The 12805-nt window shown below is 66.9% G+C and carries 11 protein-coding genes; 4 read left to right on the forward strand and 7 right to left on the reverse strand.

What is annotated here, in order from left to right; all coding sequences use genetic code 11:
- Positions 1-5 precede the first annotated feature (5 nt).
- Positions 6-914 carry a pyridoxamine 5'-phosphate oxidase family protein gene (locus AC1DOP_RS01580; RefSeq protein WP_477249389.1) on the forward strand — a complete coding sequence of 303 codons (909 nt, stop codon included), beginning with the start codon at positions 6-8 and terminating at the stop codon, positions 912-914.
- On the opposite strand, the gene AC1DOP_RS01585 is transcribed toward AC1DOP_RS01580, so the two are convergent.
- Positions 897-1790, reverse strand: a complete 894-nt coding sequence (locus tag AC1DOP_RS01585) for an AEC family transporter (protein WP_477249391.1) — start codon at positions 1788-1790, stop codon at positions 897-899. The genes AC1DOP_RS01580 and AC1DOP_RS01585 overlap by 18 nt on opposite strands.
- Positions 1791-1934: 144 nt before the next feature.
- Between AC1DOP_RS01585 and AC1DOP_RS01590 the strand changes: the two genes are divergently transcribed.
- The gene (locus AC1DOP_RS01590) at positions 1935-2087 is read left to right on the forward strand and encodes a hypothetical protein (protein WP_441934129.1); all 153 of its coding nucleotides are present in this window, start codon (positions 1935-1937) and stop codon (positions 2085-2087) included.
- Positions 2088-2096: 9 nt separating this feature from the next.
- Here the strand turns inward: AC1DOP_RS01590 and AC1DOP_RS01595 are convergent, their stop codons facing one another.
- From AC1DOP_RS01595 to AC1DOP_RS01605, 3 genes are all read right to left on the reverse strand, one after another.
- A complete protein-coding gene (locus tag AC1DOP_RS01595) occupies positions 2097-3143 on the reverse strand; it encodes an L-dopachrome tautomerase-related protein (protein WP_477249393.1) in 1047 nt (348 codons plus the stop codon).
- A 27-nt stretch (positions 3144-3170) separates the two neighbouring features.
- A complete protein-coding gene (locus tag AC1DOP_RS01600) occupies positions 3171-4319 on the reverse strand; it encodes a DNA topoisomerase IB (RefSeq protein WP_477249395.1) in 1149 nt (382 codons plus the stop codon).
- A gap of 147 nt (positions 4320-4466) precedes the next feature.
- Positions 4467-4892 (reverse strand): SgcJ/EcaC family oxidoreductase, encoded by a 426-nt coding sequence (locus tag AC1DOP_RS01605; RefSeq protein ID WP_477249398.1) that lies wholly within the window; start codon positions 4890-4892, stop codon positions 4467-4469.
- Between the two features lie 209 nt (positions 4893-5101).
- On the opposite strand from AC1DOP_RS01605, the gene AC1DOP_RS01610 reads away from it, so the two are divergent.
- The gene (locus AC1DOP_RS01610; RefSeq protein ID WP_477249400.1) at positions 5102-6712 is read left to right on the forward strand and encodes a L,D-transpeptidase family protein; all 1611 of its coding nucleotides are present in this window, start codon (positions 5102-5104) and stop codon (positions 6710-6712) included.
- Positions 6713-6764: 52 nt separating this feature from the next.
- Here the strand turns inward: AC1DOP_RS01610 and AC1DOP_RS01615 are convergent, their stop codons facing one another.
- From AC1DOP_RS01615 to AC1DOP_RS01625, 3 genes are all read right to left on the reverse strand, one after another.
- Entirely contained in the window at positions 6765-7445 is a 681-nt protein-coding gene (locus tag AC1DOP_RS01615; protein WP_441934137.1) for an NAD(P)H-binding protein, read from the reverse strand.
- Positions 7446-7628: 183 nt separating this feature from the next.
- Complete coding sequence (locus AC1DOP_RS01620; protein ID WP_477249402.1) at positions 7629-11210, reverse strand: M1 family aminopeptidase; 3582 nt, start codon at positions 11208-11210, stop codon at positions 7629-7631.
- Positions 11211-11219: 9 nt separating this feature from the next.
- Positions 11220-12143 carry an ABC transporter ATP-binding protein gene (locus tag AC1DOP_RS01625; protein ID WP_477249404.1) on the reverse strand — a complete coding sequence of 308 codons (924 nt, stop codon included), beginning with the start codon at positions 12141-12143 and terminating at the stop codon, positions 11220-11222.
- Between the two features lie 210 nt (positions 12144-12353).
- On the opposite strand from AC1DOP_RS01625, the gene AC1DOP_RS01630 reads away from it, so the two are divergent.
- Positions 12354-12797: a nuclear transport factor 2 family protein gene (locus AC1DOP_RS01630; protein WP_477249406.1), complete on the forward strand. Its 444-nt coding sequence runs from the start codon at positions 12354-12356 to the stop codon at positions 12795-12797.
- Positions 12798-12805: the final 8 nt, after the last annotated feature.

A 12805-nucleotide genomic window follows, 5' to 3' on the forward strand; every position in this document is an offset into this window, starting at 1 on the left:
CGGCCATGGACAACGACCGCATCGCCCTGCCTTTCCACGCCGGCGAGCTGCAGGCCCAGCGCCTGGCGGGAGCGGCGCCGGCCGCTGCGCCGATCCGCACCCGCATGCCGGAACAGCATCGCGCCTTCTTCCCTCTGCTGCGCTTCGTCTGCGTCGCCGTGCCTGATGCCGAGGGCTGGCCGCTCGCCACCCTGGTGGAAGGGCCGCCGGGCTTCGCCAGTTCGCCGGACCCGGCGCAGCTCAGCATCGCCACCTTGCCGCAGTCCGGCGACCCGGTGCGCGCGCATCTGCATGCGGGAGCGCCGGCCGGCCTGCTCGGCATCGACCTCGGCACGCGCCGCCGCAATCGTCTGAACGGCGTCGTCGGCCGGGTGAGTGACGATGGTTTTTCGGTGGACGTGGTCCAGTCCTTCGGCAACTGTCCGCGCTACATCCAGGTGCGCAGCCTGGCGCCGGTGGCGCGCACGCCCGGCGCGGTGACGGCATTCGGGACCGGGTTGCCGGCGCGTGCGCGCGAGATGCTGGCGGCCTGCGGCACCCTGTTCGTGGCCAGCGCCAGCGGTGCCGCCGTGCAGGGCGCCGCGGCCGGGCTGGACATCTCGCACCGCGGCGGCCCGCCCGGCTTCGCGCGGCTGGAAAGCGGCGTGCTGACGGTGCCCGACTACAACGGCAACCGCTACTTCAACACGCTCGGGAATTTCATCGCCGAGCCGCGCGCCGCCATCGTGCTGGCCGATTTCGCCAGTGGCGACCTGCTGCAGCTGCAGGGATTGGCCGACATCGACTGGGCCGCGGCCGATCCCGACCAGATGCCGCCGGTCGAGCGGGTCTGGCGCTTCCGCATCGTGCGCGGCCTGCTGCGCGAAGGCGCCTTCGGGCTGGCCTCGGGGCTGGCCTCAGAAATGGCGCAATAGCCACAGCCAGGCCGGGATGGTGGCCGCGCACAGGAGGCTGGACAGCAGGATGGCCGAATTCACCAGCTGGGCGCCGCCGCCGGCCGGCCTGACCACGAAGGCGGCGTTGACGCCGACCGGGCAGGAAGCCAGCACGATCAGCACCATCGCCGCCGCCGGCGGCAGCTTGAACACGAACACCGACAGCAGCATCACGCCCAGCGGCAGGAAGACCAGCTTGGCCAGCACGATGGCGCCGGTGGCAAGCCAGCGTCCCGGCGCCAGCGAGGCCACCGAGGCCCCCAGCGACAGCAGGGCGCAGGGCAGGGCGGCCGCGCCCAGCATGTCGAGCACGCGCAGCAGCGCCGGCGGCAGCATTACGTGGGCGAGATTCAGCGCGAGGCCCAGCAGCAGCGCCGCCACGATCGGGTTCTTCAGCGTATTGGCGACCGGCCCGAGCCAGCCGGAGGGTCCGCCTTCCTCGCTCAGGTGATACAGCGTGAAGCAGCACAGGCTGTGGAAGGCGATCACCGGATAGGCGAATTGCAGGCTGCCTTCACCGAGCACCTGGATCAGCACCGGTACGCCGACGAATACCGTGTTCGAATAGGTGGCCGCCAGGGCCGCCGCGGCGCCGGTGCCGGCGCGCCCGGCGAACAGGCGCGCCCCGGCGAACAGGAAGCCGAGCGGCAGGTAGAAGGCGCACAGAACTTTCCAGGACAGCGAGGGTGGGATGCCGGTGCGCCAGGCGCTGGCGAACAGCAGCGCCGGCACCAGGAATTTCGCCGTCAGTTCGGTCACGCCCGTATGCCATCCGGGACGCAGCCAGGGCAGTTTCACGAGCAGGGCGCCGAGGCCGGCGAGCAGGAAGACCGGCAGCAGCAGGGTAAATGGCATCGGCGCGAAAAGGAGTCGGGGCAGCCGTATTCTAGTCGAGTGTTGCGTTCCCGGCACTCGTTACAATTCGCGTATTTTGGGCGAGGGAGGCTTTGGTATGCTGATTGGCTAGCAGTACGTAAATACCAAAACTAGGATAACAAGATGAGACACTCCCTGCCTTCCACCCGCTATCGCCGCCTGCGCGTGCTGACCATCCTGGCGGCCCTGGTGGCGCTTGCCAGCATCGGCTTGCAGGCGCATGCCGCCGCGCCGCAGCCCGCCCAGGCCGCTGCCCCTGTCGTCAGCGGCGCCTGAGCGCGCCCCTCAGCCTGCGAAGCGCAGCTTCCAGAGCTGCGTCGGCAGCGCCGGCGGCGCATCCGGCTTGAAGAAGGCCGAATCCTGGATGTGCGACGTGGTGACGTAGACCGTGCCGTCCGGGCCCTGGCTGAAAGTATCCGGCCAGCGCAGGCGCTCGTCCTGCACCACGACTTTCGCCTCGGCCTGCGGACCGTCGGACAGCTTGCGCACCTTGATGGCATTGTCCTGGACCGAGGTGAGGTACATGTCGTCGGTGCCGCGCGAGATCAGCAGGCCGTCGTTGACGCCGTTGATGCCGTACTGCTCGACCTGGCCCGACACGTCTTCGCCCTTCAAACCGGCACCTAGCAGGGCGGCGGTCGGGATGCGGTACAGCTCATCGCCCTTGATCGCCTGCCAGTACAGGTAATCGCCGTCCTTGGACAGCTCGATGCCGTCGGCCGAGAACTCGACGCCGCGTCCGTCCGGGCGGCGCAACTCCTTGCCCTCAAGCTTCACGTTCAGTCCCTTTTTCATCTGCGTGGACGGATGGCCGTCCAGCACGCGCACCGCCTTGCCGGCCGCGATGTCGACCACCAGCAGCGCGCCCCGGACGCCCGAATCGGTGATGAAGGCGTACTTGCCGTCCTGCGAGAAGCGCACGTCGTTCAGGTAGGAGCCCTGCGGCGCGGCGTCCTCGTCGAAGGCGATCGTCTGCGCGACCTTGTCGCTGGCGAGGTCGATCCTCACCAGTTTCGGCCCTTTCGACACCACATGGGCCTGGGCCGGCGCCGCCGGATCCAGCACCCACAGGCTGCCGCGCTGGTCCGCCACCACGCTCTGCACGCAGACCCAGTGGTCGTCCGGCGTGATCTCGTCCTTCTTCGCATTGCGCCAGGCGTTCCATTCCTCGTCGGGGTAGGGCTTGAGGCCGCCGTCCCTCAACTCCGCCACCGAGACGGCGCTGTCCTCGGTCCAGCGCGGGAAGTTGACGAAGATGCGTCCGGTTTCCGAGACCGAGACGCCGGTCACCTGGTGCCCGAATTCGGCCACGAGCTCGATACTTGCTGGCATGCTGCTTCCTTTCCTGGTCGTTTGGGATCACGCGGCCTTGCGCGTGTGCTGCACTTTCCTGGGTTCCGCCGGCACGTCCTGTGCCAGGCGCTGCTGCAGCAAGGCCAGCACGGCCGCCTCCTCGGGCTGCAGGTCCTGCAAGTCTTCGGCCAGCGTTTCCTCGGCGCGCGCGAGCAGGCCTTCGACCATGGTGCCGTCCATATACGACTCCAGCACGGCCGGATGGACATAGCACTTGCGGCACACCGAGGGCGTGTTGCCGAGCTTTTCGGCCACCGTCTCGATGGCGCGCACCACGTTCTTCTTGGCCTGGGCCTCGGAATCGAATTTCTCGAATTCCTGCAGCGCGATCGCGGCCAGCACCGTGCCCGACCAGGTGCGGAAGTCCTTGGCCGTGTAGTCTTCGCCGCTGATCTCGCGCAGGTAGTCGTTGACGTCGGCGGAGCCGATGGTGTGCGTTTCGCCGTCCTCGTCGAGATACTGGAACAGGTCCTGGCCCGGCAGGTCGCGGCTGCGCTGGACGATGCGCGCCAGGCGCCGGTCGTTCACCTTGACGTCATGGTAGACCCCGCTCTTGCCGCGGAAGCGGAACTCGACCTCGCTGCCGTCGATCTTCACGTGGCGGTTGCGCAGCGTGGTCAGGCCGTAGGACTTGTTCTCGCGCGCATACTCGTCATTCCCGATGCGCATCATGGTGGCTTCCAGCAGGTAGACGATGGTCGCCAGCACCTTTTCGCGCGGCAGGCCGGGCAGGCCCAGGGCGCGGTCGACTTCCTTGCGGATCTGCGGCAGGGCCTTGCCGAACTTGATCATGCGCTCGTATTTCACCTCGTCGCGCACCTCGCGCCACTTGGGGTGGTAGCGGTACTGCTTGCGCCCGCGCGCATCGCGCCCGGTGGCCTGCAGGTGGCCGTTGGCCTGGGGGCAGATCCAGACCTCAGTCCAGGCCGGCGGAATGGCCAGCGACTTGATGCGCTTGAGCGTGGCCTCGTCCTCGACCGGATCGCCGCGGGCGTCGAGATAACGAAAGCCCTCCTTGTCCGGCTCGCGGCGGATGCCGGGGCGGTCGTCGTGCACGTAGCGCAGGCCGGCCGCCTTGGCCGCGGCGGGCGGATCGCTGTTCGGTATCGGGTCGCTGCCCGATGCGCGTTCTTCCAGGTCGGTATCGCTCTTCATGATGCTCCCGTTCGACATGCAAACCGTCGCCGGTGGGGCACGCGGTGCCCACCGGCGGTCATGCGAAGTCTACGCGGTCGGAGCGGGCGCTCCGTACGGGAGCGCACCTTGCGCGGCCGGCTTGCATCGGGCGGCGCCGAGGCCGAATCAAAAACTGCTGTGTTCCCGCAGGACGGTTTCGCCGGTACGAGGATTCGTCAGGGTAACGTTCTCGAGCGCCTTGATGCGCCATGCGCCGGCCTGCCGCGTGAGAACGGCCAGGATCAGCGTGTCGACGGCGTGCGCCCCGGCCGGGTGCGCGGCGCCGGCCGTGAGACGGCCCCAGAAGTGCACTACGGCCGCATCGTCACCGATCGGAACCACGTCGATCAACTCGTTCACCAGGCTGGAGTCGCTGTAGATGGTGGCGTGGATCGGGGCGTGCAGCTTGACGATGGCGTCCACGCCGCGGAAGTAGTGGCCGAAGCGGTTTACGAAGCTGGCGTCTTCGTGGAAGAGGGCGCCGAGGGCGGGCATGTCGTGGGTGTTCCAGGCGGTCTGGAATGCCTGGGGCGTGTCTTCGGGGCGCTTCATCGGCGTCATCGGATTCTCGTGGATGTCTGTACAAGGGGCTGCCGTCACCTCGGCAAGGGCGAGTGTAGGGCGATTATTGTCCTGGAGGCAAATGCTTACGCTAGCTTGTTGCATGTCGTAAGGGCAAGCGTATTCCCGCTGGGCATCCCCGGACCCAAAGAGTATGATGCTGACCGGTAACGTAGTCTTGCCGAAGTCCGAAAGCATCAATGAAGCCCAGTCTGAAAATCGGCGCCGCGCTCGCGTTCTGTGCAGCCGTGGCGCTCGCTCCCCGTCCCACCCTCGCGCAGCCCGTCCCCGCCACCATCCGCAGCCTGGCCGTTCAGGCCGCCCAATCGCCGGCCGCGCCGACGGGGCCCTACGACGAACGCGGCTGGCTCGACCGTTTCTACGCTCCGCGCAAGTATGCCCCCGCCTGGACGACGTCGACGGCTGCGGCCGCATTGTGGGTGCTGCGCCAGGCGAGGGTGCAGGGCCTGGATCCGCGCGACTACAGTGCCGATACGCTGCAGCGGCAGCTGCTCGCCGGCGAGGCCGACACCGCCCGCTTCGACGTCGCGCTCACGGCGGCGATGCTGCGCTACCTGGCCGACCTGCGCGTCGGCCGCGTGCGTTCCGAATATCACACCCGCCTGCCCGATGCGCGCCTGAAGCAGTACGATCCGGTCGAACGCCTGCGTACCGGGCTGGCCGCCGGCAAGCTGCAGGCGGCGGTGCAGGCGGCCGAGCCGCAGTTCGGGCAGTACGGGCAGGTCAGGGCCGCGCTGGCGCATTACCGCGAGCTGGCCAGGCAGCCCTGGCCGGCGCTGACGAAACCCCAGGCCAAGGTCGCCCCGGGCGGCGCCTATGCGGATGCAAAGGCCTTGTACAAGCGCCTGGTGCTGCTGGGCGACCTGCCGCCCGAGACGCCGCCGCCCGACGGCATCTACGCCGCGCGGATGAAAGAGGGCGTGCGGCGTTTCCAGGCCCGTCACGGCCTGGATGAAGACGGCGTGCTGGGCCGCGGCACCATCGACGCGCTCAATGTGTCGCCGACGCTGCGCGTGCGCCAGCTCGAATTGACGCTGGAGCGCCTGCGCTGGCTGCCGGATATCGGTTCCGGTCCGCTGATCGTGGTCGACTTGCCGGCTTACCGGCTGTGGGCGCAACCGCGGGGCAGCGCCGAGCCGCCGCTCGAGATGCGGGTCGTGGTCGGCACCTCCGCGAAGACGGAAACGCCGCTGTTCGTCGGCCAGATGCGCTACCTCGAGTTCAACCCCTACTGGAACGTCCCGCGCAGCATCCTCGACAGGGAAATCCTGCCCAAATTGCAGCGCAATCCCGCCTATCTGAAGCAGAACGAGCTGGAGACGGTGCCGCCCAACGCCAGCGTCGCCGATCTGCAGGCAGGCCGGGCGCGGTTGCGGCAGCGTCCGGGGCCGAAGAACTCGCTCGGCGCGATCAAGTTCGCGATGCCGAACCCGATGGACATCTATCTGCACTCGACCCCGGCGCGCGAGCTGTTCAAGCGCAGCCGGCGCGACCTGTCGCATGGCTGCATCCGGGTCGAGGATCCGGCTGCGCTGGCGCGCTATGTGCTGGCCGAGCAGCGCCAGTGGAATGCCGATGCCGTCAAGGGGGCGCTGCAGCCGGGGCCGACCCGGCATGTGGACCTGGCCCGCCCGGTGCCCGTCGTGCTGTTCTACGCGACCGCCACCGTCGACGGCAAGGGGAGTCCGCGCTTTGCCGCGGATATCTATGGCCGCGATGTCATGCTCGAGCGGGAGCTGGCGGCGCGGCACAGCCAGCTTGTTTCCCTGGTGGGCCGATCGCCGAAATAGCCTGTCGTCACCGGCGGGCGGCGGGTGGCGACGGCGAGCCGGCCTCGCCGGTTCAAGGCCCAGGCTTTGCAGCGCTGCCGATCCTCGCAAGCTCATCGGAAGCAAGTACCCTCAAGCCCTGCGTCAAGGGAAGCGTTCGCACCAGCGCGGCCGCCACGGCGCTGGCTTCGACCGGCGCGTAGCGGCCGGGCACGAAGGGACCGAGCATCCGGGCAAAGGGCATGGCGATCTTTTCGCCCCATCGCGTCGGCTGTTTCAAGCGATCCCGATCGCCAAGCAGGAGAGAGGGGTGGGCGATCAGCAGGTTCGGATACAGGGTCTTGAGCGCATCCTCCAGTTCGCCTTTGACGCGGTTGTAGAACACCGGCGATGCGGCGTCGGCGCCGACGGCGCTCACCAGGGCGGCGCGCGAGGCGCCCGCCGCGATTGCAGCCCGGGCGACGGCAAGGTTGGCCTCCAGGTCGACGGCCCGGAACGCCTGCTGGCTTCCGGCGACCCGGATCGTCGTGCCGAGCGCCAGGTAGACCTCATCCACCCTGGGCAAGGCCGGCAGGCGGGTGAAATCCACGAGTTGGACCCGCACCCTGGGATCGGCTTCGGCGAGGGGCCGCCGGCTGAGCACATGAATGTCGCTCACCGTCCGGTCGTCCAGCAGGGCGCGGAGGATATGCCCTCCGACCAGCCCTGTGGCACCGGCAAGCAAGACCCGTCGAGGTGCTAGATGTTCAGGCATGGTTGTCCAGGAAAGTTCAAGCGCGGATCGTCAGGACGATGCCGGCAGCGATCATGCCGATTGTACAGCGATTGGATGCCGGGCCTGGCTGGCGACCGCGAACCGGCCCTCGGCAAGCAGCTTGCCGACCGGGGCCAGGCGACCGAGCGCGACACCCTGTCCGCAATGCCTGTTCATCATGCCTCAGTCGAATCCGACCTCCTTGCGATTATCGCGCGGCACCCGGTCGATCATCTTGTTATACGGATCGACCCCGACCTCGAAGGGTTTGTCTTTCACCGTCACGGTCAGCACCGGATTGTCGCCCGACAGCTTGCGCTTCTCCAGCAACAGCACCTTCTCGTCCGCCTCCTTCGCTCCCTTGGCGCGCGCAAACACGCCAATCTCCACCGGCTCGTCATAGGCACGCGCGCTTTCCTTGCCCTTGCCGTCGGCTTCCATCTTCGCCAGGTGCAGCTTCATGGTCACGTCCCACTGGCCGTCGGCGCGCCGCTTCGCCTTCGCCTCGAGCACGCGGTTATCGTAGAAGACGATTTTCTCGAACAGGTCGGTGATCAGGGCCTGCTTGTCCGCCGGCGCTTCGGCGCGGATGTAGCCGAGCAGCTCGGCGGAGGTCGTGAACGGCGACTCCTGGTAGCCCTTGTCCTGGAGGAAGCGCTTGAGCGCGCGGTTCAGCGCTTCTTCGCCGATCTCGTCGCGCAGGCGGTAGAAGACCAGGCTGCCCTTGCGGTAGTGGATGTACTGCTGGTTCTCCACGCGCATCAGCGGCAGTTCCTCGATCTTCTCGCTGCCGCGCGAGCTCAGGTAGCGATCGAGTTCGTAGCGCAGGAAGCGGCGCATCTGGCCGCGGCCGTATTCCTTCTCCATCACCATCAGCGCCGAGTACTGCGACAGCGATTCGATCAGCATGCTCGAACCCTGCACGTTGGCGGCGGTCACCTGGTGGCCCCACCATTGGTGCGCCATCTCGTGGGCCGTCACGTAGAACACGTAGTCGATGTCCTCCTTGTCGCGCAGGTCGGCGATGAAGCCGATCGACTCCGAAAACGGGATCGTGTTGGCGAACGACTGGGCGAAGCTGGCGTAGTTCGGGAATTCCAGGATCCGCACCTGCTTGTGCTGGTAGGGCGTGAACTGGGCCGTGTAGTAGTCCAGCGACTTCTGCGTGGCCGAGATCATGCGGTCCACGTTGTACGCGTGCTTGCGGTCGTAGTAGATCTCGATCGGGATGCCGTGCCAGTCGCCTTTCTTCACCTGCCAGTTGGCGGACAGATAGGCGAAGAAGGGCATCATCTTCCGGTCCATCTTGTACTGGAAGTAGTTGCGGCCGTTTTCCTTCCACGACTTCTGCAGGTAGCCCGGCGCCAGCGCGATCTGGTCGCCGCTGGTCGAGACGGTGGTCTCGAAATTGATCCAGTCCGCATCCGCGCCGAACATCGAGTTCGCCTGCGCCGCCTTGTCCTCCAGCTTGGGCATGCGCTCGGGTTCGCCCAGGCCGCGCTTGCGGCGTTCGTTGCGGTCCCTCAGCTCCTGGTCCGGCTGGTAGCCAATCAGCGGGAAGAAGGCGCGGTTGTTGAAGAAGCTGCCGTTCAGGTTGATCGTGTCGGCCTCGCCGTTGTTCTGGAAGCCGGGACGGCGCACGTCGACGACGAAATCCAGCGGCAGGCGTCCGCCCGGCTGCAGGGCCTGCGCCAGCTTGATGATCCGGAAGCCGAACTTCTTGTCGTCCAGCTCGACCCGGTGGGCCGGCAGGCCGGAGAGGGTGGTCTCGACGTCGGGGTTGAGCTGCAGGCGCAGGGTGTCGAGCGGCTTGCCGGTCTTGTTCTCGAGGACGTAGCTGCCCTTGATCCTCACGTGGCGCTGTTCCGGATAGATGTCCACCGCGGCATGCACGTCCGTGATCTTCGCATGCGGCAGGTCCTTGTACTTGCGGTAGGTTTTTTCGTACTGCGCCTGCTTGTCCATCGCCACGTCGCCGGCCTCGTAGTGCGCCAGGACGTTCGTGTTGTAGAAGATCCAGCCGCCCGCGCCGGCGAAGGCGATGCCGCATGCGGCCAGCGCCGCGCCCAGGGGACCCTTGAGGCGGCGGCGGGCTTCGCGCGCGCGGAAGCGCCACTCGACCGACAGCCCGCGCACCCAGAAGGCCTGGGCGAGGATCAAGGAGGCGACGGTGAACAGGGTCCAGTACAGCGCGAACCAGGCCCAGCCCGTGATGAAGTGGCCGTAGCCGTTCATGTCCGAGTACGGGGTCCGCGGCAGGCCGTCGATGCTGTACAGGTTGTGGTCCAGGTGCATGACGCCCATGACGATCTGCGACACCATCAGCAGGATCATCAGCAGGTAGCCGATGAACTTGTTGTTGGTGATCACCTGCAGCACGACCGCGAACAGGCCCATGAGGATGAAGGGCAGGCCGGAGATCAGGGCGCCCTTCAGGTACACCAGCGGCTCGATCGGCGCGCCGCCCTTGACCAGCTGGATCCCGATCGCGGTCAGAACGCCGGCCAGCATGAAGGCCAGCACCACGCCCACCACGGCCAGGCTCTTGGCCACCAGCGGCGCCCAGTTCGGCACCGGGGTCGCATCGGTGACGTCGGCAATCTTCACCTGGCGCTCCTTGAACGCCAGCTCGCCGGCATAGAAGGTCACGATGATCAGCAGCAGGAAGTTGAAGCTGTTGTTCAGCAGTTCGACCATCAGGTGGGTCATCGGGTAGACCGAGGTGCCGAAGATCTTGCCCATCTGGGAGCCGGAACCGACCATGTTCAGCACGCCGAACAGCAGCATCACGAGGAAGGGCACGCTCCTGAACACCGCCACGGCATCGAAGGTAAAGATGTGCCAGCACTGGATCCAGCGGGTGGCGCCGGTAAAGCGAGGCTCGATGCGCGGCAGGGCCACGTGGGCCGGCATGGCGGCGCTTGGTGCCGGCGCCTTTGCCTTGCCGAACAGGCGCTTGCCGGTGCCGGCGCGCTGCGGCTTGAACAGGACCAGGGTCAGGCCGAACAGCGCCAGCGCGACGGCGGTCCAGAGCAGGCGGTTGGCCAGCATGTAGCCTTTGAGGTCGGGCAGGCCGGCATTCGCCTCGGCGGTCGAGAAGTAGCGGGTGGCGCGGCCCAGCGCGCGGATGCCGAAGGGGTCGGTCAGGACGGCGATCCATTCGTTGTCGATGTTGGCGGTGAACTTGCCGGCCACGACCCACAGGACGAAGAAGGCCAGTACGCCGACGTACACCAGCATGATCGAGCGCGTGGTCGAGGCCAGCAGCATCAGCACGGCGCCGATGAAGAACAGGTTGGGCACCACCAGCACGCCCAGCGCCCACAGGTAGGCGGCGCCGGCGAAGGGGCCGACGCGCTGCGGATCGACCCAGGGCATCAGCGGCCCGACGATCATGCCGATGACGATCACGGCGAAGATGAACAGGCAGGTCACCAGGCCGGCACCGAAGCGGCCGACCAGGTAGTCGCGCTTCTTCATCGGGGTCGCGAACAGCATGTCGGCGATGCCGACTTCCGCATCGCGCAGCACGGTGCCGGCGATGAAGATGGTGACGACGAACATCGACATCAGGCTGAAGATGCCGAGCATCTGGGCGACCACCACCGGCGCGTTGCGGTTCACGTTACCGATGCTGCCGCCGACCTGGACCGCGTCGGTGGTGCTGGCGCCGAAGGCCAGGGCGCCGAAGACCAGCGCGCAGACCCACAGCAGGGGCTGGCGCAGCTGGGTGCCCAGCTCGAAGCTGAAGAATTCTCTCAACATGGCCGCTCCTTAAGCCGGGACCGCGGGAGCGGGCGAGGCGGCGGCCGGCGCCGGTCCGGCGGCCCGGCCGGCGTTGCGGATCTGCTGGAAGTAGACGTCTTCGAGGTCCGGCTCGACGCTCGTGAAGCCGTCGTCCGGCTGCGTTTCGGCGTAGACGTTGATCTGCGGGCGGCCGGCCACCAAGCGGGTCGACAGCACGTTGAAGCGTTCCTGGTAGTCGGCCAGCGCTTCCTGGCTGACGGTGCGGCGCCACACGCGGCCCTTGAGCGTGTCGATCGCGGCCTGGGGTTCGCCCTGCAGCAGCACGGTGCCCTTGGCGATCATCGCCATGCGCGGGCACAGGTCGGTCACGTCCTCGACGATGTGGGTGGACAGGATGACGACCACCTGCTCGCCGATCCTGGCCAGCAGGTTGAGGAAGCGGTTGCGCTCGTCGGGGTCGAGGCCGGCGGTCGGCTCGTCGACGATCACCAGGCGCGGCGCGCCGAGCAGGGCCTGGGCGATGCCGAAGCGCTGGCGCATGCCGCCGGAATAGGTGCCCAGCAAACGCTTGCGGGCGTCCCACAGATTGGTCTGGTGCAGCAGGGCTTCGACCGCTTCCTTGCGCTCGCCCTTGGCGGTCAGGCCCTTGAGCACGGCGAAGTGGTTCAGCAGCTTCTCGGCGCTGACTTTCGGATAGACGCCGAAGTCCTGGGGCAGGTAGCCGAGCTGGCGCAGCAGGCCTTCCTTGTTCGCGAGGACGTCGAGACCGTTGAAATGGATGCTGCCGCTATCGGGATCCTGCAGCGTCGCGATGGTGCGCATCAGCGAGGACTTGCCGGCGCCGTTCGGACCGAGCAGGCCGAACATGCCGTTCGGGATCTCGAGACTGACATTGTTGATGGCTTTGACGCCATTCGCATACGTCTTGTTGAGCTGCTTGATGGATAGCATCGGCGTTTCTCCAGGTTATAAAAATTGTTGCCCTAGAGATAATGTACAGTTAACGAAAAGTAAAGTCAGCAATTTGCGACGAACTGCGGATTCCGGCGCCTGAAATGCTGGCTTGACTTCTCCTGCAAGCGTACTAGGCTGCTTTGATCGACCATCCCCGGCATGACCAGCCGCGATTGCCGTCCGAGGCCGATCTACTGGAGAGACACCATGACCGCGCAAGAAAACAAACAGATGGTCCAGCAGCTCTACCGGATGTTCCAGCAGGGCGACATCGCGGGCATCCTCGCGCACAGCAGCGACGATTCGGACTGGATCAGTCCGGAATCGGAACTGGTTCCCTTCTCGGGACACTTCCACGGCAGGCAGGGACTCGCCGACTTCTTTACCAAGCTGGGCGAGAACATGCAGGCGATCCGCTTCGAACCGCTGGACTTCATTGCGGAAGGGGACAAGGTGGTGGCCATGGGCGAAGCCAGCTGGCTGGTGAGGTCGACCGGACGCCGCCTCGACTCGCCCTGGGTGCATGTGTTCACCATCCGCGACGGCCAGATGGTGCGCTGCCAGGCGCTGACCGATACCGCGTCGACCGTGCAGGCCTTCCTGCCCGAACCGGCCGCCCAGGCCTCGCCGAGGACCGAACTGCACCACTGATGCCGGCG

Source organism: Massilia sp. 01N410 (assembly GCF_056399665.1).

Coding starts and splice junctions, on each gene's coding strand:
- AC1DOP_RS01580 (WP_477249389.1), top strand. CDS start 6: ATGGACAACGACCGCATCGCCCTGCCTTTCCACGCCGGCGAGCTGCAG.
- AC1DOP_RS01585 (WP_477249391.1), bottom strand. CDS start 1,790: ATGCCATTTACCCTGCTGCTGCCGGTCTTCCTGCTCGCCGGCCTCGGC.
- AC1DOP_RS01590 (WP_441934129.1), top strand. CDS start 1,935: ATGAGACACTCCCTGCCTTCCACCCGCTATCGCCGCCTGCGCGTGCTG.
- AC1DOP_RS01595 (WP_477249393.1), bottom strand. CDS start 3,143: ATGCCAGCAAGTATCGAGCTCGTGGCCGAATTCGGGCACCAGGTGACC.
- AC1DOP_RS01600 (WP_477249395.1), bottom strand. CDS start 4,319: ATGAAGAGCGATACCGACCTGGAAGAACGCGCATCGGGCAGCGACCCG.
- AC1DOP_RS01605 (WP_477249398.1), bottom strand. CDS start 4,892: ATGAAGCGCCCCGAAGACACGCCCCAGGCATTCCAGACCGCCTGGAAC.
- AC1DOP_RS01610 (WP_477249400.1), top strand. CDS start 5,102: ATGAAGCCCAGTCTGAAAATCGGCGCCGCGCTCGCGTTCTGTGCAGCC.
- AC1DOP_RS01615 (WP_441934137.1), bottom strand. CDS start 7,445: ATGCCTGAACATCTAGCACCTCGACGGGTCTTGCTTGCCGGTGCCACA.
- AC1DOP_RS01620 (WP_477249402.1), bottom strand. CDS start 11,210: ATGTTGAGAGAATTCTTCAGCTTCGAGCTGGGCACCCAGCTGCGCCAG.
- AC1DOP_RS01625 (WP_477249404.1), bottom strand. CDS start 12,143: ATGCTATCCATCAAGCAGCTCAACAAGACGTATGCGAATGGCGTCAAA.
- AC1DOP_RS01630 (WP_477249406.1), top strand. CDS start 12,354: ATGACCGCGCAAGAAAACAAACAGATGGTCCAGCAGCTCTACCGGATG.